Below are 17882 nucleotides of genomic sequence, written 5' to 3' on the forward strand. Positions count from 1 at the left end.
CATGCCCCGACCCCGCACGCACGACCCCGACACCGTGCTCGACGCCGCGGAAGCACTGGCCGTGCGCTGCGGCCCCGCCGCGGTCACCACGCGCGCGGTCGCCGCCGCCACCGGCATCTCCAACGGCGCGATCTACCACACCTTCGGATCGCGCGCGGAACTGCTCGGCCGCACCTGGTTGCGCGCGGCGCGCCGCTTCCTGGACCTGCAGACAGCACTGGTCGAAGCGGCGCTGCAGCAGCGCGACGGCATCGAGGCCGTGGTCGCGGCCGCCGAGGCGCCCGCGGTGTTCGCCGAGCGTCACCCGGACTCCTCCCGGCTGCTGCTGGCCGTGCGACGCGAGGAGCTGCTGGGCGAGGCGCCCGAGGCCGTCGCCGCCGACCTCGCCGCCACCGACGCCGTGCTGGTCGAGCTGCTGGTGCGGCTGTCGCGACGGCTGTGGCAGCGCGGCGACCGCCACGCCGTCGACGTCATGACGCTGTGCCTGGTCGATCTGCCCACCGCCGTGCTGCTGCGCCGTGACCGGCTGGCCGATCCCCGCGCACGGGAATACCTGCGCAGCGCCGTGCGCGCCGTCCTCACCGTCGGCCCGCCGCCCCCCTGACCCCCGGCACCCGAACCCGAAAGGACCCGCCATGCCCACCCTCGACTACCACGACAAGATCGCCGTCCTCGACCTCGGCGGCGACGAGAACCGTTTCTCCCCCGATGTTCTCGACCGCATCGGCGCCCACCTCGACACCGCCCTCGCCGCGGGCGCCCAAGGCCTGATCACCACCGCGAGCGGCAAGTTCTACTCCAACGGACTGGACCTGGACTGGCTCGGCGCCCACCCCGAGCGCACCGAGTGGTACGTCGGGCGAGTGCAGGCGCTGCTGGCCCGGATGCTCACCCTGCCCGTGCCCACGGTCGCCGCGCTGCCCGGCCACGCGTTCGGCGCCGGCGCCATGCTCGCCATCGCGCACGACTACCGGGTGATGCGCGCCGACCGCGGCTACTTCTGCTTGCCCGAAGTCGACCTCCGCATCCGCTTCACCCCTGGCATGGCCGCGCTGATCCAAGCCAAACTCACCCCCAGAAGCGCCATCGCCGCGATGACCACCGGCCGCCGCTTCGGCGGCACCGACGCCGCCGCCCTCGACATCGTCGATGCCGCCGCCGCCGAAACAGCGGTCACCGACACCGCCGTAGCGCTGCTGGCCCCACTGGGCGGCAAAGACCCCGCCACCCTCGCCGCGATCAAGAACACCATGTATGCCACGACCGTCGCGGCATTGACCGCCGCCTAGGAGATCCCCGGAAGTCCGGGCGCGAGATGCGCCATCGCCGAGGAACATCCGAAGGATGGACAAGGCATGATCGGGTAGGACATACCGACGACCGGACAGGAGCGTGACATGAGTGCGCATCGGTCCCCTGCCATGGCGGGCCTGGCGGGAGTGCTGTCGTGCATCGGGCCGACCTGCGGGGACACTGTCGACTGGAATGCGTGCGCGACCTCGTTTCCGGCCGACTACCGGGCCTTCGTGACAGCCTTCGGCGACGGCTCGATCGAGGGCATAATCGGTATTTCCGCCCCTTCCGTCACGTCGGACCGGCCGCACACACCCACACTCGCCAGGATGTCGGAGGCAGTGGCCGAGTGGGAGGATCCGCTCCCCTGGGAGAACGGCTGGGCTCCGGCCGACCGGGGCCGATATCGGCGAGAGGACCTGCTCATCTGGGGAGGAACATGTGCAGGCGACACTCTGTGCTGGGCGACGACCGACCCGGACCCGGACCGATGGCCGGTCGCGGTATTCGCGCGTGGGAGGCTCGAGTGGTCGGTGTATCCGTGCGGTATGGCCGAGTTCCTGCTCAAACTCCTGCGCAACGAGTGGCCACGAAATCCGATCAGCGACGACTCCTTCGAAGACATGGAGGATCCGCGCTTCCAGCACGTCAGGGACGAGTCGGCCGCGTATGAGGCGGGGATGGATCCCTGGGAGTGAAATAGCCGAGCGCGCACAGCGCAACAGCCATACCGAGCCGGGCCGCGGCCACGCGCGATGAACGCCGAGTCCGACGGGGTCGAGCCCCGAACATGCATTTCGAGCACGAAATCGGTTCGATAGCAAGGGATCACGCGTGTACGCTGTCTCGCGGCGATTATCATGGGAACCCGATCATGTTGCCGCAGCGGTGGTTCCGCCCATCCGCCCGGCCGTTGCCCGCACACGGGAAACGAGCGAAACGCCCCCCGCGGCGCGGTCGGGCACCTACGGTCGGGGAAAGCCGGGTGTACCGAACGGGGTTGTGCGATGACCGAACCGAACACGTCCTGCGCCGCATTCCAGCACAGCGCGGCGATCGATCCGGACGCGGTAGCCGTCCGGTCCATCGGCGGGCAGCAGACGCTCACCTGGCGCGAGTACGCCCGGCGGGTCCGGGCGGTCGCGGCGGGCCTGTCCGCGCTCGGCGTCGGGCGCGGCGACACGGTGGCGTTGATGATGGGCAACCGGGTGGAGTTCTATCCCCTGGAAGTCGGTGTCCAGCACACCGGCGCCACCTCGTTCTCGGTGTACAACACCCTCGCTCCCGACCAGCTGAGCTATGTATTCACCAACGCGGGCAACCGGGTGGTGATCTGCGAGCAGCAGTACGTCGAGCGCATCCGCGCCTGCGGCGCGCCGATCGAGACCATCGTCTGTATCGACGCCACCGGGCCGGGAACCGTGGGCCTCGAGGAGCTCGAAGCAATGGGCCGCGCCGATTTCGACTTCGAGGCGACCTGGCGGGCTGTGCGGCCCGAGGACGTGCTCACCCTCGTCTACACCTCCGGCACCACCGGAAACCCCAAGGGCGTGGAGATCACCCACGCCAATCTGCTGGCCGAGGCGCGGGCGTTCCACGCCGTGCTGCCGGTCGAGTTCGGTGACCGTCAGACCTCCTACCTGCCCTCGGCGCACATGGCCGACCGGTTCTGCTCGCTGTATCTGCAGCAGGTGTACGGCACACAGATCACCGTGGTGCCCGACCGGTCGCTGTTGCCCGCCGCGCTGGCCGAGGTGCACCCCACCATCTGGGGTGCGGTGCCGCGAGTGTGGGAGAAGCTGAAGGCGTCCATCGAGTTCTCCGTCGCCGCCGAACCCGACGACGCCCGGCGCACCGCCTTGGAGTGGGCACTGGGCGTGGCGGCGCGTAAAGCCGCCGCCCAGCTGCGCGGCGAACCGATCGACTCGCGGCTGGCGGCCGAATGGGCGCGGGCCGACGAACGGGTGCTGGCGGGGTTGCGCGCGCGAATCGGCCTGGACGAACTGAAGTGGGCCATCTCGGGCGCCGCGCCGATTCCGCCGCAGACCCTCGCGTTCTTCTTCGGCATCGGGATCCCGATCTCGGAGATCTGGGGCATGTCCGAGCTGACCTGCGTGGCCAGCGCCTGCTCGCCGCAGCAGGCGCGGCTGGGTTCGGTGGGCCGGTTGCTGCCGGGGATGCAGTGGCGCATCGCCGAGGACGGGGAATTCCTGGTGCGCGGGCCGCTGGTGATGAAGGGCTATCGCAAACAGCCGCAGCAGACGGCCGAAGCGCTCGACGCGGACGGGTGGCTGCACACCGGTGACATTCTCGCCGTCGACGCCGACGGGTATCTGCGGGTGATCGATCGCAAGAAGGAGCTGATCATCAACTCGGCGGGCAAGAACATGTCCCCGGCCAACATCGAGAACGCGATCAAGGCCGCGACGCCGCTGGTGGGCGCCATCGCCACCATCGGCGACGCGCGCCCCTACAACACGGCGCTGATCGTCATCGACGCCGAGACCGCGGCACTGTATGCCGCCGAGCACGCGCTGCCGGATGCCTCGGCGGCGGCGCTGTCGGCCGACGCCGGTGTGATCGCCGCGATCGCGCGCGGTGTGGCGGCGGGCAATGCCGCGTTGTCGCGGGTGGAGCAGATCAAACGGTTCACCGTGCTGCCGGTGTTCTGGGAACCCGGCGGCGAGGAGGTGACGTTGACGATGAAATTGCGGCGCAAGGCGATCGCGGCGAGGTACGCCGAGCAGATCGCGCTGCTCTACGCCGAGGAGCTCGCCGCGACGGTGCACGAACCCCGGCCGCAGCGATCCGGTGTCGGCGGCGCGGACGCGGTCACAGCGGGAACGTGAGCCGCTGCGGGCGCAGATAGTCGGACGGGTCGTGCAGCGGGCGCAGTTCCGGTCGCCGCGCTGCGGGGATCTTGTCCAGTTCCGCGCGCAACGGTGCGTCGTAGGTCGCCGCGCTCGCGGTGAGCCCGGGTAGCCAGTTGTCGTGATGGCTCGGCACGAACAGTGCGGGGCGCAGCGCCTCGATGTAGGTGCGGGGGTCGCGCAGGCCGTTGCTGATCTGGTTGTAGCCCTGCACGGCGCCGATCTGCACGTCGGTGGCCGGTAGCGCGGCGAAGGCGTCGAACACCTGCGGTGCGCGTTCGGTCAGCGGCGCGGTCGAGTCGTGCCACACCAGGCTGAAGCCGGGCACCCGGAATTGATACAGCAGCACCCCGCCCTCCGGATCGCGCAGTCGCGGCAGGCCTTGCAGCAGACCGCCGAGGGTCGGCGGGTGGGTGAGTACGACGCCCGGTTCGGGGCGGGGGAAGAAGCGTGGTGATCCGCCGGTGGGATCGGGTGGGGTGCGTGCGGAATGCAGGTGCCGGATGACGGTCACCTCGACCGCGCCGACGGTGCAGTCCTCGCGGGCGCCGATCGCGGTCGCGGCGTCACCGTGCGGGAAGGTGGGAAAGGTGGGATCGGTGACCTGCGCGGCGATCGTCGCGCAGTGCTGCGCGGTGCCGTGCACGGTGGCTCCGGTGGCCTGCGCGATGCGGCCCGCGTCCCCGGCGTGGTCGAAGTGGCCGTGACCGATGAAGATCGCCGACGGCGCCAGGTCCGCCAGCTGCTGCGGGGTGGCGGGGACGTAACCGGTGCTGGTCAGCCGCGGCACCCACGCGTCGAGCAGCAACACCGAACCGCCGATGGCCAGGGCGAAAGTGGTGCAGCCCACCCACGTCAGCACGACGCGGTCGCTGCGTACGACGCCGGTGGCGGGGTCGACGGTGTCGGCGCCGAAGAAGCGGGTGCGCGCGGCGATGGTGCGCGCATCGGTGGGGTCGGCGGCGGGCCGCAGTCGCCCCGCCGCCAGGGTCGCCAGTTTGCCGCCGGAACCGAACAGGCCCGCGCCGGGAAGGGTGCACACGCGCCAACCTCATCACGCGTGCGGCGCTGCGGGCAAGGGGTCGTTACAGGCGGACGCCGAGCAGTGCGTCGACGGCGGCGGCGATCGTCGCGGGCGCTTCGATGTCCGGGCCGCCGTAGTCGAGGGCTTGGCGGGCCCAGTTGTCGAGCGCGTCGAGCGCTTTGGGGGTGTCCAGGTCGTCGGCCAGATGCCGGCGCAGCCGGGCGACGGTGTCGACGGCCGAGGGGCCTGCCTGTAGCGCGACGGCGTCACGCCACAACCTGAGGCGCTGCTGCGCCTGCTCGAGCAGGGCGTCGGTCCACATCCGGTCGCGGCGGTAGTGGCCGGCCAGCAGGCCGAGGCGGATGGCGGCCGGGTCGACGCCGCCGCGGCGCAGCGCCGACACCAGCACGAGATTGCCGCGGGATTTCGACATCTTCTCCCCGTCCAGCCCGATCAGGCCGGCGTGCACGTAGTGGCGGGCGAAGCGGCGGCCTGCGATGAGCGACTCGGCGTGCGCGGCGGAGTACTCGTGGTGGGGGTAGATCAGGTCGCTGCCGCCGCCCTGGATGTCGAATTCCGGGCCGATGCGGTTCAACGCGATCGCGCAACACTCGATGTGCCAGCCGGGACGGCCCGCGCCGAACGGAGCGGGCCAGGACGGTTCGCCCGGCCGCGCCGACCGCCACAGCAGCGCGTCGATGGGGTCGCGTTTACCGGGCCGGTCCGGGTCGCCGCCGCGCTCGGCGAACAGCCGCTCCATGGTGGCGCGGTCGTAGCCGGATTCGTAACCGAACTGCTCGGTGGCGTCGGCGCGGAAGTAGACGTCGGGGTATTCGGCGTCGTCGACGATGTACGCCGCGCCGGAGGCGAGCAGTTTCTGCACGACCTCCACGACCTCTTCGACGGATTCGACGGCGCCGATGTAGTCGCGCGGCGGGAGGATCCGCAGCGCGGCCATGTCCTCGCGGAACAGGTCGGTCTCCGCGGCGCCCAGCTCGCGCCAGTCCACGCCGTCGCGGGCGGCGCGTTCGAACAGCGGGTCGTCGACGTCGGTGACGTTCTGCACGTAGTGCACGTCGTGGCCCGCGTCGCGCCACAGCCGGTTGACCAGGTCGAAGGTCAGGTAGGTCGCGGCGTGGCCGAGGTGGGTGGCGTCGTAGGGGGTGATGCCGCAGACGTACATGGTGGCGGTGGCGCCGGGGGTGACCGGGCGCACCTGCCGGTCGGCGGTGTCGTACAACCGCAACGGCGGTCCTGCTCCGGGGACGGTGGGGAGGGCGGTGTCGGACCAGGACTGCATGGTTACGAGGGTAAAGGTGTGGTGGACCTCATCCTTCCCCGGCCCGGGGGCCACGATCGTCCGGTCGCCGCGGCCGCCCGCCGCGACCTGCGTCTTCCAGCGAATCGTGGGATGTCAATAATTACGGTTTCGCTGAATCAGCTGTCGGCGCGGCCGGTGGGATCGGTGATCGTGTTGGGCGTGATCGCGAAGGTGCCGTCCAGTTCCGGGATGTCCGGATCGGTGTCGGCCAGCGCGATCTGGGTGAACGCGCCGCGCGCGACGTCGAACTCGAGTTCGTGATAGGCGACGGTATCGCCCCAGTCCGCGGAAGGCAACGAGATGAACCGCATGGTGAACCGGCCGGAGTCCACCGAGCCCTCGGTGAGCACGTAGACCCCGAAGTGGTTCTCCCCCGCCGAACTCAACCAGTAGACGCCGTTGTCGTACAGGTGCAGGTCGGTGTCGGGGTAGGGCTTCTTGTCGTAGAGGTGCACGTAGTGCAGCGCGATGCGGTAGGTCGGTGCGCCGATGACGATCCGCACTGTCGGCGCCGCGCGGTCCGGGGTGGAGTGGGGCATCGCGTCCTCCTCGTCGTCGCGCCGGGCGTTCGAAGCTTCAACTGTGCCAGGAAACCCCGTTCGCGGCAGCGGTCACGATCAGAAGGCGGGCCAGGGAATCGGTCGGGAGGTGCGCGGCATCGGCATCACCGGTTCGTCGAGCAGTTGCTGGGTGCGTTCGATCAACGCGTCGATCTCGGCGTCGGTGATGTGCTCGCCGAGGGTGTCGGCGAACGCGCCCGGCAGCTGCTTGGCGAACGCGGTGATGTCCGCGATCAGCGCGTCGTCGATGGGCTGGCCTGCCCAGCCCCACAGCACCGTGCGCAGCTTGTGCTCGGCGTGCAGGCAGATGCCGTGGTCGACGCCGTAGACCTGCCCGTCGACGCCTTCCAGCGCGTGCCCGCCCTTGCGGTCGGCGTTGTTGAGCAGCACATCCAGCACCGCCATGCGCTGCAGCCGCGGATCGTCGGCGTGGATCAGCGACACTTCGTTGCCCACGTCGTCGACCGCGCGCAGCACCTCGCGGAATCCGTCGGGTACCGCGCCGGCCGGGCACAGATCGATCAGGTCGAGCCGGTCGCCGCGGTCGGTGTGGTTGTCCACGCCCACGACCCAGCGTTGCACCATGCCGAAACCGAAAGGGCCGTCGCGCAAGATCGTTTCGGGGATCACGCCCCAGCCGATCGCCTCGGAGATCAGATAGGAGGCCACCTCGCGCCCGGCGAGGGTGCCGTCGGGGAAGTCCCACAGCGGGCGTTCGCCGCGGATCGGTTTGTACACCACCCGCAACGGCGCGGCGCCGGGGGTGGTGTCGTTCACGTCGCAGACCAGGGTCACGTTGCTGGCGGTGCTCACCCGCCCGATCACCGTCAGCTCGCCGCTGTGGAATCCGTCCCCGGTCCCGGCCACCGAATCACTCCTCTAGTTCGGCCGCGCCGAAGATGTCACCGCGTTTGTAGCCGTTGGTGCGCACGCACATGTGCCCGCGCGCCGACAGCGGCTCGCCGCACAGGGGGCACGGCGGTCGGCCTGCCGCGATCACCCGGGTGGAGCGCAGCGCGAATTCGCGGGCCTGGATCGGGGTGAGGAACACCCGCACCGCGTCGGGGCCCTCCTCGGTGTCGTCGAGCACCACCGACTCGTCGACTTCGGTCTCGGTGATCGCCAGCAGTTCCACCACCACCGCGCCCGCGTCGGCGTCCCAGCCCAGGCCCATGGTGCCGACCCGGAATTCGGCGTCGATCGGGGTGAGCAGCGGCGCGTTGTCGCTGACGTCCTCGGCCTGCGGGGGAACTTCGGCGCCGAAGCGGCGCGCGACCTCGTCCAGCAGCAGGCCCATCCGGTCGGCGAGCACCTTCACCTGCTGCTTTTCCAGCAGCACGCTGACCACGCGCGGCTCCTGCACCGCCTGCAGATAGAACGCGCGATCGCCCGGCTCACCGACGGTCCCGGCGACGAAACGATCGGGGGTGCGAAATACATGGATTGCGCGTGACACATGCACCTCCTGATACGTGACCCTGATCGAACTACCCGCGGTGCGGGGATTCCATACACCGACCGTCCGGTTGTCTACAAGGAATCGCGGCGCTCCGCATTCCCATTATCCGCACTCCCGGTATTGCCGAGTTCGCCACCGGGGACTGGTCCGGAGGCCTGCGTCCCTGCCGCCGCTGAGCCCGCCGCCCGGGGTTGCCCACCGGAGGCGGCGAGGGCCGACAGGTCGGCGCCGGTGTCGTTGAGCCGCCAGACATAGGGTGCGGTCGTGGTGTAGCGCACGACGCTGAGTGAGGCGGGTTCGACGACGATCCGCTGGAAGCCGTCGAGGTGGATGCCGAGTGCGTCGGCCAGCACCGACTTGATCACGTCGCCGTGGGTGCAGGCCACCCACAGTGCGTCGCGGCCGTGCTGCTCGGCCAGCGCGCGGTCGTGGTCGCGGATCGCGGCGACCGCGCGCGCTTGCACCTGCGCCAGGCCCTCACCGCCGGGGAACACCGCGCCGGAGGCGTGGCGCTGCACGACCTTCCACAACGGTTCCTCCAGGAGTTCGGCGATCGGGCGGCCGGTCCACTCGCCGTAGTCCACCTCGAGCAGCCGGTCGTCGAATACCGGTTCCAGCCCGAACTTTTCCGCCAGCGGTGCGACGGTGCGCTGGCAGCGCAGCAGCGGGGAGTGCACGATTCGTTCGATGGGCAGCCCGGCCAGTCGTTCGGCCACGGTCCTCGCCTGCTCCTCGCCGCGCTCGGTGAGCTCGACGCCGGTGCTGCGACCGGCCAGGGTGCGGGCGGTGTTCGAGGTCGACACACCGTGCCGCAACAGGATCACCGTCATGCGGCCAGCCTAGCGATCATGTCGCCGAGACCACCCCGCCCGCCAGCAGACCCAGCAGGATCGCGCCCAGCACGATGCGGTAGCCGACGAACCAGTACAGCGAATGCCGGGCCACGAAACGCAGCAGCCACGCCACCGACGCGTAGCCGACCGCGAAGGCCAGCACGGTGGCCACCAGCAGTTGCGGGCCACTGGCGTTGAGTCCCTCACCAGCGGGTTCGAACGCGTCGGGCAGGCTGAACAGGCCCGAGGCGGTCACGGCGGGGATGGCCAGCAGGAACGAGAATCGTACGGCCGCTTCGCGTTCCAATCCCAGGAACAGCCCGGCGGTGGAGGTCGCTCCCGAGCGGGAGACGCCGGGGATCAGCGCCAGGCATTGGGCGAAACCCATCGCCAGCCCGTCGCGGGTGGTGAGTTGCTCGATCGGGCGTTCCTTGCGGCCGAAGTGCTCACCGGCGGCGATGACCAGCGCGAAGAAGATCAGCATGAACGACACCAGCCACAGATTGCGGGCGCCGGTGCGGATCTCGTCTTTGAACAAGAACCCCAGCACGCCGATGGGGATGGTGGCGATGATCACATACCAGCCGATGCGGTAGTCGAGTTCGCGCTGGGCCTGCTCGTCGAGAACGCGTCGGTGCTCGGCGGTGATGACGGGAAGTTTCGTGGTGGGCTGGTCGTGCAGTGGCAGCTGTTGGCGACCGCGCGCGGTCAGCTGCTCGCGCAGACCCGCGAACCAGGCCAACACGATCCGCCAGATGTCCTTGGCGAAGTACACCAGCACCGCGGCCTCGGTGCCCAGCTGGGTGACGGCGGTGAAGGAGGCGCCCGCGTCGTCACCGAAGAAGACCGACGACACGATGCGCAGATGCGCCGAGGAGGAGACCGGCAGGAACTCCGTCAGCCCCTGCACCAGGCCCAGCACCAACGCCTGCACCCAGGTCATCGACTCGCCAACCACGAACCATCCTCCACTTCCGCCCGAAATACGGGTTCCTACCTGGGCATTGGCGCGGCGGCCGGTCGCTACGCCGTGGCTGTCGCCCCAATCACGCAGCGACAGTACAGTGTCGAGGCCGCGGCGGCGTGCCCGGCTGTTGCGCCGACGCCGACGCGCAGGTGCGTGGGTTCGCGCGCACCGATGCGCGACCCACTGCGCTGGTGGGCGTCGAGTTGCGTATCCACACTCTAGGCTGGGCGCCGTGACGAATGCGCGGACACGGTGATGGAACAGCGGACGGTGGGCCGCAGCGGCCTGCGGGTGTCGCGGATGGGCCTGGCGACCCATACCTGGGGTTCGCACACCGACGCCGAGGACGCCGCGGGGCAACTGGTGGCGTTCGTCGAGGCGGGCGGCACGCTGGTGGACACCTCTCCCGTCTACGTGGGCGGGGCTTCCCAGCGGATCCTGGCCGAGTTGCTCGGTGATCTGGTCTCGCGCGACGAGCTGGTGCTCAGCGGGTGCGCGGGGACCGCGGTGTGGGGGTATCCCGGTGCCGGGATGCCGGAGGCGGCGCAGATCATGGTGGACACCTCGCGGCGGGCGCTGCTGCGGCAACTGGATCGCACGTTGCTGGAGTTCGGCACCGATCACCTCGACATCTGGAACGTCGCGGTGTGGGATCCGCGCACACCGCTCGAGGAGGTCGCCTCGACGTTGGAGCAGGCGGTGCGCTCGGGCCGGGTCCGGTACGCGGGCGTGCGCGGGTTCGGGGCCTGGCAGCTGGCCAGCCTGGCCGCGGTGGCGCCGGTGACCGCGGCGCAGACCCCGTATTCGCTGCTGGCGCGGGGTGCGGAGGCCGATGTCGTGCCCGCGGCGCGGTTCCACGGCGTCGGGGTGATCGCCTCGGCGCCGTTGGCGGGCGGCATCCTCACCGGCAAGTATCGCGACGGTGTTCCCGCCGATTCGCGGGGCGCCGACGAGGCGACCGCGGCGGAGATCCGCAGCGGTCTCGACGATCGCGCCACCCGCGTGGTGGACGCGCTGGTGACCGCCGCCGACGGGTTGGGCACCTCGCCGCTGGCGGTGGCGCTGGCCTGGATCCGGGACCGGCCCGGTATCGCGAGCATGATCGTCGGCGCCCGCGACATCGGGCAGCTCACCGGTGTGCTGGCCGCGGAGACGCTGGAGCTGCCGCGGGCGATCGCCGCGGCCCTGGACGACGTCAGTGCACGCGCCGAGTGACACAGATTAGCCTTGCCTGCATGAGCACTGCAGCGACCGGGGGTGGGCGTGGGAACCGAGTCCGAGCCGGGTGGTGGCGTGCTGTCGCGGCGTTGTTCACGGTGGGTCTGCTGGCGGGGACGGTCGCGTGTGGCGCCGACGCCGGTTCCTCGCACGGCGGGCACGGGCCGGCGACGGCGACGCTGACCGATCTGGACCCCGTGCCCATCGGGCCGGAGCCCGCGCCGGCGCTGCCGGTGACGGTGCGGTCGTTCGACGGCGCCGAGGTGAGCGTCACCGACGCTTCCCGCATCATCGCCGTGGACCGTTACGGCACCCTCGCCCAGATCGTGTACGCGCTGGGGTTGGGCCCCAAGCTGGTGGGGCGCAGCACGTCGGCGGCGTTTCCGGCGGTGCGTGAGGTGCCGAATGTGGCCGGGGGCAACGGGTCGCTGAATGTGGAGTCGGTGCTGGCGTTGCGGCCGTCGGTGTTCTTGACCGATACCACCAGCGCCGCGCCCGCGGTGCGGGAACAGTTGCGTGCGGCCGGTGTGACGGTGGTGTATTTCGACCCGGAGCGCACGATGGCCGGGGTGGGGCCGCAGATCGAGGCGGTGGCCGCCGCGCTGGGTGTGCCGGAGCGGGGGCAGGCGCTGGCGCAGCGCACCCGGGACGAGATCGCCGCCGCGAGCGCCGCGGTGCCCGCCCAGGATCCGCAGCTGACCATCGCGTTCCTGTATCTGCGGTCCACCGCGATCACCATGCTCGCCGGCCCCGGGTCGGGCGCGGACGCGTTGATCGCGGCGCTGGGCGCCCGCGACGCGGGTGCGGCGGCCGGGTTGCGGGAGCCGTTCACCGCGATCACCAGTGAGGCGATGATCGGTGCCGCGCCGGATGTGCTGCTGGTGATGTCGGATGGGTTGAAGTCGGTCGGGGGTGTGGAGGGCCTGCAGAAGGTTCCGGGTATCGCGCAGACCCCGGCCGGGCGCGACCGGCGGGTGGTGGACATGTCCGATGCGGTTTTGTTGAGTTTCGGGCCCAACACCGGACGGGTGATCGCGGCGTTGAGCGCGGCGGTGTACGGCACCGGGCACGCATGACGTCCTCGGCTACGGAAGCGGCGCGGTCGCCGGTCACACCCGTGCCGGGTTCGCGCAGCCGCTCGCGGGTGGTGGTGATGTTCGTGGTCGCGGCGGCCGGACTGGTCGCGCTGGCTTTGGTGTCGGCGGCGATCGGGCAGGTGCCGACGACGCCGGCGGAGGTGGCGGGCAGTGTGCTGCACCGGATCGGAGTGGATCTGGGGCCGATGCCCGCGCATCCCTCCGGTGAGGTGACGCTGTGGCAGGTGCGGTTCCCGCGGGTGGTGCTGGCGATGCTGGTCGGTGCGGCGCTGGCGACAGCGGGTGCGTTGTTGCAGGGTGTGTTCGCCAACCCGCTCGCCGAGCCGGGTGTGATCGGGGTGTCGGCGGGTGCGGCGGTCGGCGCGGGCACGGTCATCGTGGTGGGCGGTGCGTTCGTGGTGGCCTGGTCGGTGGCCGCGGCGGCGTTCGTCACCGGGTTGGCGACCACGCTGCTGGTGTATCTGCTGGCGCGTTCGGGCGGGCGCACCGAGGTCGTCACGCTCGTGCTCACCGGTGTCGCGATCAACGCGTTCGCGGGCGGGCTGATCGCGCTGCTGCTGTTCGTGGCCTCCCCCGCCGCCCGCGACCAGATCGTGTTCTGGCAGTTGGGTTCGCTCAACGGCGCCACCTGGGAGTCGGTGGGTGTCGTCGCGCCGCTGACCGCGGTCGGGGTCGGCGCGGCGGTGCTGCTGGCGCCGCGGCTGGATCTGCTGGCGCTCGGCGAGTCCGCGGCCCGTCATCTGGGTGTCGACGTGGAACGGCTGCGTCGCAATGTGATCGTGGTGGTGGCGGTGCTGGCCACCGCCGGTGTCGCGTTCACCGGCATCATCCTGTTCGTCGGGCTCATCGTCCCGCACCTGGTACGGATGCTGGCCGGCCCCGCCCACCGGGTGCTGATCCCGTTGAGCGCGATCGTCGGCGCGGTGGTGCTGCTGGCCGCCGACGTCACCGCCCGCTCCCTGGTCGACAACGCCGACCTGCCCTTGGGGATGCTCACCTCGCTGATCGGCGGCCCCGTCTTCTTCTGGCTGCTGCGCCGCACCCGAGCCCGTTCCGGAGGCTGGGCATGAGCCGGCGTTTCGCGCGTCGAGTGGCACACGGCTGCGGGCGACGCCGGGAAGGTCGCGCGATGGTGTGGGACCGGGGAGGTGTGGAGTGAGTTTGCTGCGCACGGTGCACGAGGTGCCGGGGTGGCCGCAGAGGGGTGCGGTGACGGTGCGCGCGGCGGGGGTGAGCGTGCAGCGGCGTAGCGGCGGGCAGGCGCGGCGGGTACTCGACGGTGTGGATTTCGCCGCGGTGGCGGGGCAGGTCGTCGCTCTCGTCGGGCCCAACGGGGCCGGTAAGTCGACGTTGCTGGCCGCGCTGGCCGGAGAGCTGGCGCCGAGTGCGGGTGCGGTGGAACTCGACGGGCAGCCGTTGTCGCAGTGGACGACGTTGGACATGGCCCGGCGGCGGGCGGTGCTGCCGCAAACCCACACCGTCGGGTTCCCCTTCACCGCGCGGGAAGTGGTGGCGATGGGCCGCGCTCCGTGGGTGCGTACCGAACGCCGCGAACACGACGAGAAGCAGATCGCCGCCGCGATGGCAGCCACCGACGTCGAGCACCTGGCCGCGCGCTCGTTCCCGACGCTGTCCGGTGGTGAACGTGCCCGGGTCGCGTTGGCCCGTGTGCTGGCGCAGGACACCGCGACCCTGCTGCTGGACGAGCCGACCGCCGCCCTCGACCTCGGTCACCAGGAGGCCGTGCTGCGTTTGGCCGCCGAGCGCGCCGCCGACGGCGCGGCGGTCGTCGTCGTCCTGCACGATCTCGGTGTCGCAGCCGCCTACGCCGACCGCGTCGCGGTCCTCGACTCCGGTCGTATCGCCGCCGACGGCCCGCCCCGAGACGTGCTCACCACCGAACTGCTCACGCGCGTCTACCAGCACCCGGTCGAAGTACTCGACCATCCGGTCACCGGCGCGCAGCTGGTGCTGCCGGTGCGACGCTGAGCCCACACCGCCGTGCACGATCACGGCCGGTCGCAGCCGACCGGCACAATCGGCCGTCACGGTCGGACGACCATCACGCGACCGGCGAAGCAGGCGGTTGAGCGTCCCGCACCCCAGTAGGAGCGGGCTCGATGCCGGGTGTTTCGCCCGAGTCCCGAGCCGGAACCGCCGCTGACGTCCACAGCTTTGGGTTCCGGTAGTAACCGCCGAAAATCAACGGATATGGCGTAGCTGCTGGTCAGCGTCGGCATTCGGCGCCTGAGCCCAGGATCGAGGTCAGCTCGCGCATCGCCTACGGGGACGGTTTGAAGTAGCGGCGCCGGTTCTCGACCTTGCGGTGCCGCGACTTCGTCATGAGTTCGAGCAGGCTCGCGCCGGCTTCGCCGAGATGGGTCAGGCCGGAGTGGCGGAGTTCGTGTAGGTCCCAGCCGGTTCCGGGTCCGTCGGTCGCGGTGGCGGCGTCGAGCAGGTCCGGGCCTGGTCGTAGGACAGGCGGGCGGTTCGCACGGGCAGCTATGAAGACGATGTGGTGGTGTTCCAGGGCGCGCGGGCGGCGGCGAACAGGTCCACGCACACCGTCACGAGGTCGGCGGGGTCGTCATGGCAACCGTCCATCAACCAGTCGACCAGCAGGTGGTTGACGCCGCCGACCAGTGCGGTCGCAGTCAACCGCTGGCCTCGCGTCAGCGAGCGAGGGCTCTCCGTCGCCCAGATGGCCATCACGGTGTCGACGAAATCGCGCAGAACCCGATGGCGACGCTGTTCCATGTCCGGTGAAACCCCGACGACCTCGATGAGCACTACCCGCGCGCGGCGCGGGTCGCTGGTCAGGTAGTGGATGAAGGCTTCGAGTCCGGCTGCGGTGCGTGCGTCGAGATCGGCATCGGCCTGCTCGAGTGCGGCGATGGTCTGCGCGCGCATCGTCTCGGCCAGGTTGTCGTAGAGGGCGGCCAGGCAGAACTCCTGATTGGAGAACGACTCGTAGAAGTACCGCTCGGTGACGCCGGCGCCGCGGCAGATCTGCTTGATCGACGCGGCCGCGTAGCCGGTCGTGCCGTACTGCTCCAAAGCGGATTCGAGGATGGCCGCCCGGCGCTGACGGACTCGCTCCTCCGGAGCGACGCCGGAGTACTTGCGGCCGGAGGGTTTCGGGCGGGAGGGTCCCGTGCGGGTCATTTGGGGCCTTTCCTTCCTGCCGGCGAAGTGCAATACTAGCCGAACCATTTCTGACAATCGCGATTGCCCAACATTGATCGCTGTGTCCAGCCGATGCAGGGAAGGCATCACACAATGACGGAAACAACACTGGCCGGGCGCATCGCGGCCGTCACCGGCGGTGCGCAGGGCATCGGGCGCGAGATCGCGCGCCGGCTCGCCGAGGCCGGTGCCCGGGTCGCGATCGGCGATCGCGATATCCAGGCCGCCGAGGCCACCGCGCAGGCGTTACCGGGTCAGGTGCATGCGTTCACGCTCGATGTGACCGATACCGGGTCGTTCCGCCGGTTCCTCGCCGAAGTCACCGCCTTGTGGGGTCCACTCGACGTGTTGGTCAACAACGCCGGTGTCATGTGGGTCGGGGCCTTCGACGACGAACCCGAGACCGCGACCGAGCGCATGCTCGCGGTGAACCTGCACGGCGTGATCCGAGGCGTGCGCTTGGTCGCACCGCCGATGCGCGAGCGCGGCCGCGGTCACATCGTCACCATCGCCTCGGCCGCCTCCAAACTCGCCCCGCCCGGAGAATCCACCTACGCCGCCACCAAACACGCCGTCCTCGGCTACCTCACCGGCGTACGCGAGGAACTGCGCGGCAGTGGCGTCGAGATCTCGGTGATCATGCCCGGCGTCGTCGACACCGAACTCGCGATCGGCACCGGCAGCGGCGCGACCTCACCGTTGCAGCCCGGCGACGTCGCCGCCGCCGTCGTCGCGGTCTTGCGCCGCCCACGTTTCGAAACCACCGTGCCGGCCTCGATCGGTCTGCTGGTCCGCATCGCCGCTGTGCTACCGCAGTCGATCCGAGACCAGGTATTGCGCCGCACAGTGCCCAACCAAGTCGAGGCAACCCGGAATTCGAACATCCGCGCAGGCTACGAACACCGCGCCCTGACCGAGACCACCGACCCCAAGGAGTCCTGATGACCAACATCGAATCCGGCACCGTCCGCCCCATCCCCGAGTTCTCCGGCGTCCACGACATCTGGCCCCGGGGCCGGCGGCTCGACGCTGTTCGCGAGGCGGCACTGAGTTACCGGGAACGATTTCTGCGCCAGGGGCAGGTGAAAGCGGTCAAGAGTTTCGACATCGCCGCCGCGCCGTATCCGGCGCAGTACGCGTTCCAGAACTACTCGGTCAACCTCAACCCCTTCATCTCGATCATCAACCGCATGTTGGTGATCCAGTTCGAGGGCTTCGACGGCGAACTGAAGACCCTGGTGTGGGAACCCACCGTAGCCGCCGGTTCCGCGGAAGCCCCGTTCTACGGCCAGTTGCAGCGCTTCAGCCGCCGCGTCGGCCTCGAATCGTTGTTCGTCAAGTACTACAACGATCCTGATCAGGTGCTGCCGCGCCTGGGGTTGACCAACGACGACGTGGACTACATCAGCTTCGACCACCTGCACGTCCAGGACCCACGCATGATCGTGGGCAGCAGCGAGCCCATCGAAGGCGAGGCCGAACCGCGCAAGCCCCTGTTCCCCAACGCCAAACTGCTCGTGCATCGCCGGGAACTGGGCACCTTCGAGTCCATGCACCCCATGCAGTGGGCCTGGTATGTCGACGGCGGCATGAACGGGGTACCCGCCGACCGGCTCGAAATCTTCGACGGCGATGTCGAACTCGGAGTCGGGGTCAGCCTGCTGTGGACACCCGGCCACACCGACGGCAACCATTCCCTGGTCGTCAACACTCCCGACGGGGTGTGGGTGTCGTCGGAGAACGGGATGGCCGCCGACAGCTGGCAACCCGAACTGTCGAAGATCCCCGGCGTGCGCCGCACTGCGCAGTTCTACGGCCGCGAGGTAGTGCTCAACGCCAACACCCTCGAAGACTCCCTAGACCAGTACGACTCCATGGTGAAGGAGAAGACCCTCGCCAGCCCGTCGCCGCGGAACCCGCAGTGGCGCCAGATCATCCCGTCCTCCGAATGCGCGAACTGGAAGCGGCAGTGGCCGGTCGTGCCGACCTTCAGCCACGGCGGCCTGGACTACGGCACCATCACCGTCCCCACCCGGTAACCAGGCTCGAACCCC

General features: G+C 70.1%; 18 protein-coding genes. 10 read left to right on the top strand and 8 right to left on the bottom strand.

Going from position 1 to position 17882, the window contains the following annotated elements:
* Position 1: 1 nt before the first annotated feature.
* The 4 genes from NNI01S_RS14340 to fadD11 all read left to right on the top strand — a co-directional run bounded on the left by NNI01S_RS14340 (position 2) and on the right by fadD11 (position 4142).
* Complete coding sequence (locus NNI01S_RS14340) at positions 2–604, top strand: TetR family transcriptional regulator (RefSeq protein WP_063020579.1); 603 nt, start codon at positions 2–4, stop codon at positions 602–604.
* 31 nt (positions 605–635) lie between these two features.
* The gene (locus tag NNI01S_RS14345; RefSeq protein WP_063020580.1) at positions 636–1289 is read left to right on the top strand and encodes an enoyl-CoA hydratase-related protein; all 654 of its coding nucleotides are present in this window, start codon (positions 636–638) and stop codon (positions 1287–1289) included.
* Between the two features lie 108 nt (positions 1290–1397).
* A complete protein-coding gene (locus NNI01S_RS14350) occupies positions 1398–1991 on the top strand; it encodes a hypothetical protein (RefSeq protein WP_157114787.1) in 594 nt (197 codons plus the stop codon).
* Between the two features lie 309 nt (positions 1992–2300).
* A complete protein-coding gene (gene fadD11, locus NNI01S_RS14355; RefSeq protein ID WP_063020582.1) occupies positions 2301–4142 on the top strand; it encodes a fatty acid--CoA ligase FadD11 in 1842 nt (613 codons plus the stop codon).
* Here fadD11 and NNI01S_RS14360 read toward each other — a convergent pair.
* The 7 genes from NNI01S_RS14360 to NNI01S_RS14390 form a co-directional block, all read right to left on the bottom strand.
* The gene (locus NNI01S_RS14360) at positions 4126–5205 is read right to left on the bottom strand and encodes an MBL fold metallo-hydrolase (protein WP_084488790.1); all 1080 of its coding nucleotides are present in this window, start codon (positions 5203–5205) and stop codon (positions 4126–4128) included. The genes fadD11 and NNI01S_RS14360 overlap by 17 nt on opposite strands.
* Before the next feature lie 43 nt (positions 5206–5248).
* The gene (mshC, locus tag NNI01S_RS14365) at positions 5249–6487 is read right to left on the bottom strand and encodes a cysteine--1-D-myo-inosityl 2-amino-2-deoxy-alpha-D-glucopyranoside ligase (RefSeq protein WP_063020583.1); all 1239 of its coding nucleotides are present in this window, start codon (positions 6485–6487) and stop codon (positions 5249–5251) included.
* Between the two features lie 137 nt (positions 6488–6624).
* Entirely contained in the window at positions 6625–7047 is a 423-nt protein-coding gene (locus tag NNI01S_RS14370; RefSeq protein WP_063020584.1) for a hypothetical protein, read from the bottom strand.
* A gap of 78 nt (positions 7048–7125) precedes the next feature.
* Complete coding sequence (locus NNI01S_RS14375; protein WP_063020585.1) at positions 7126–7935, bottom strand: SCO1664 family protein; 810 nt, start codon at positions 7933–7935, stop codon at positions 7126–7128.
* A gap of 4 nt (positions 7936–7939) precedes the next feature.
* Positions 7940–8524, bottom strand: a complete 585-nt coding sequence (locus tag NNI01S_RS14380) for a DUF3090 domain-containing protein (protein ID WP_063020586.1) — start codon at positions 8522–8524, stop codon at positions 7940–7942.
* Between the two features lie 74 nt (positions 8525–8598).
* On the bottom strand, positions 8599–9357 hold the full coding sequence (locus NNI01S_RS14385) for a histidine phosphatase family protein (RefSeq protein ID WP_063020587.1): 759 nt from the start codon (positions 9355–9357) through the stop codon (positions 8599–8601).
* Between the two features lie 16 nt (positions 9358–9373).
* Positions 9374–10303, bottom strand: a complete 930-nt coding sequence (locus tag NNI01S_RS14390; RefSeq protein ID WP_063020588.1) for an undecaprenyl-diphosphate phosphatase — start codon at positions 10301–10303, stop codon at positions 9374–9376.
* 279 nt (positions 10304–10582) lie between these two features.
* Between NNI01S_RS14390 and NNI01S_RS14395 the strand changes: the two genes are divergently transcribed.
* The 4 genes from NNI01S_RS14395 (at position 10583) to NNI01S_RS14410 (ending at position 14631) form a co-directional block, all read left to right on the top strand.
* Positions 10583–11542 carry an aldo/keto reductase gene (locus tag NNI01S_RS14395; protein ID WP_063020589.1) on the top strand — a complete coding sequence of 320 codons (960 nt, stop codon included), beginning with the start codon at positions 10583–10585 and terminating at the stop codon, positions 11540–11542.
* A gap of 20 nt (positions 11543–11562) precedes the next feature.
* Complete coding sequence (locus NNI01S_RS14400) at positions 11563–12621, top strand: heme/hemin ABC transporter substrate-binding protein (RefSeq protein WP_063020590.1); 1059 nt, start codon at positions 11563–11565, stop codon at positions 12619–12621.
* Positions 12618–13712 (top strand): FecCD family ABC transporter permease, encoded by a 1095-nt coding sequence (locus tag NNI01S_RS14405; protein ID WP_063020591.1) that lies wholly within the window; start codon positions 12618–12620, stop codon positions 13710–13712. The genes NNI01S_RS14400 and NNI01S_RS14405 overlap by 4 nt, the downstream gene beginning before the upstream one ends.
* Before the next feature lie 85 nt (positions 13713–13797).
* Positions 13798–14631, top strand: a complete 834-nt coding sequence (locus NNI01S_RS14410) for a heme ABC transporter ATP-binding protein (RefSeq protein WP_174554400.1) — start codon at positions 13798–13800, stop codon at positions 14629–14631.
* A gap of 513 nt (positions 14632–15144) precedes the next feature.
* On the opposite strand, the gene NNI01S_RS14415 is transcribed toward NNI01S_RS14410, so the two are convergent.
* Entirely contained in the window at positions 15145–15807 is a 663-nt protein-coding gene (locus NNI01S_RS14415; RefSeq protein ID WP_063020593.1) for a TetR/AcrR family transcriptional regulator, read from the bottom strand.
* A gap of 114 nt (positions 15808–15921) precedes the next feature.
* On the opposite strand from NNI01S_RS14415, the gene NNI01S_RS14420 reads away from it, so the two are divergent.
* Together NNI01S_RS14420 and NNI01S_RS14425 are read left to right on the top strand one after the other, a co-directional pair.
* A complete protein-coding gene (locus NNI01S_RS14420) occupies positions 15922–16770 on the top strand; it encodes an SDR family oxidoreductase (protein ID WP_063020594.1) in 849 nt (282 codons plus the stop codon).
* Entirely contained in the window at positions 16770–17867 is a 1098-nt protein-coding gene (locus NNI01S_RS14425; RefSeq protein ID WP_063020595.1) for an MBL fold metallo-hydrolase, read from the top strand. Before NNI01S_RS14420 ends, NNI01S_RS14425 begins: the two co-directional genes overlap by 1 nt.
* Positions 17868–17882: the final 15 nt, after the last annotated feature.

This window comes from Nocardia niwae NBRC 108934 = DSM 45340 (genome assembly GCF_001613465.1).
GTDB classification, from domain to species: domain Bacteria; phylum Actinomycetota; class Actinomycetes; order Mycobacteriales; family Mycobacteriaceae; genus Nocardia; species Nocardia niwae.

Excerpts from the sequence above, each read along its gene's own strand:
- NNI01S_RS14340 (WP_063020579.1), top strand. The coding sequence starts at position 2 with ATGCCCCGACCCCGCACGCACGACCCCGACACCGTGCTCGACGCCGCG.
- NNI01S_RS14345 (WP_063020580.1), top strand. The coding sequence starts at position 636 with ATGCCCACCCTCGACTACCACGACAAGATCGCCGTCCTCGACCTCGGC.
- NNI01S_RS14350 (WP_157114787.1), top strand. The coding sequence starts at position 1,398 with ATGAGTGCGCATCGGTCCCCTGCCATGGCGGGCCTGGCGGGAGTGCTG.
- fadD11 (WP_063020582.1), top strand. The coding sequence starts at position 2,301 with ATGACCGAACCGAACACGTCCTGCGCCGCATTCCAGCACAGCGCGGCG.
- mshC (WP_063020583.1), bottom strand. The coding sequence starts at position 6,487 with ATGCAGTCCTGGTCCGACACCGCCCTCCCCACCGTCCCCGGAGCAGGA.
- NNI01S_RS14370 (WP_063020584.1), bottom strand. The coding sequence starts at position 7,047 with ATGCCCCACTCCACCCCGGACCGCGCGGCGCCGACAGTGCGGATCGTC.
- NNI01S_RS14385 (WP_063020587.1), bottom strand. The coding sequence starts at position 9,357 with ATGACGGTGATCCTGTTGCGGCACGGTGTGTCGACCTCGAACACCGCC.
- NNI01S_RS14390 (WP_063020588.1), bottom strand. The coding sequence starts at position 10,303 with ATGACCTGGGTGCAGGCGTTGGTGCTGGGCCTGGTGCAGGGGCTGACG.
- NNI01S_RS14395 (WP_063020589.1), top strand. The coding sequence starts at position 10,583 with ATGGAACAGCGGACGGTGGGCCGCAGCGGCCTGCGGGTGTCGCGGATG.
- NNI01S_RS14400 (WP_063020590.1), top strand. The coding sequence starts at position 11,563 with ATGAGCACTGCAGCGACCGGGGGTGGGCGTGGGAACCGAGTCCGAGCC.
- NNI01S_RS14405 (WP_063020591.1), top strand. The coding sequence starts at position 12,618 with ATGACGTCCTCGGCTACGGAAGCGGCGCGGTCGCCGGTCACACCCGTG.
- NNI01S_RS14415 (WP_063020593.1), bottom strand. The coding sequence starts at position 15,807 with ATGACCCGCACGGGACCCTCCCGCCCGAAACCCTCCGGCCGCAAGTAC.
- NNI01S_RS14420 (WP_063020594.1), top strand. The coding sequence starts at position 15,922 with ATGACGGAAACAACACTGGCCGGGCGCATCGCGGCCGTCACCGGCGGT.
- NNI01S_RS14425 (WP_063020595.1), top strand. The coding sequence starts at position 16,770 with ATGACCAACATCGAATCCGGCACCGTCCGCCCCATCCCCGAGTTCTCC.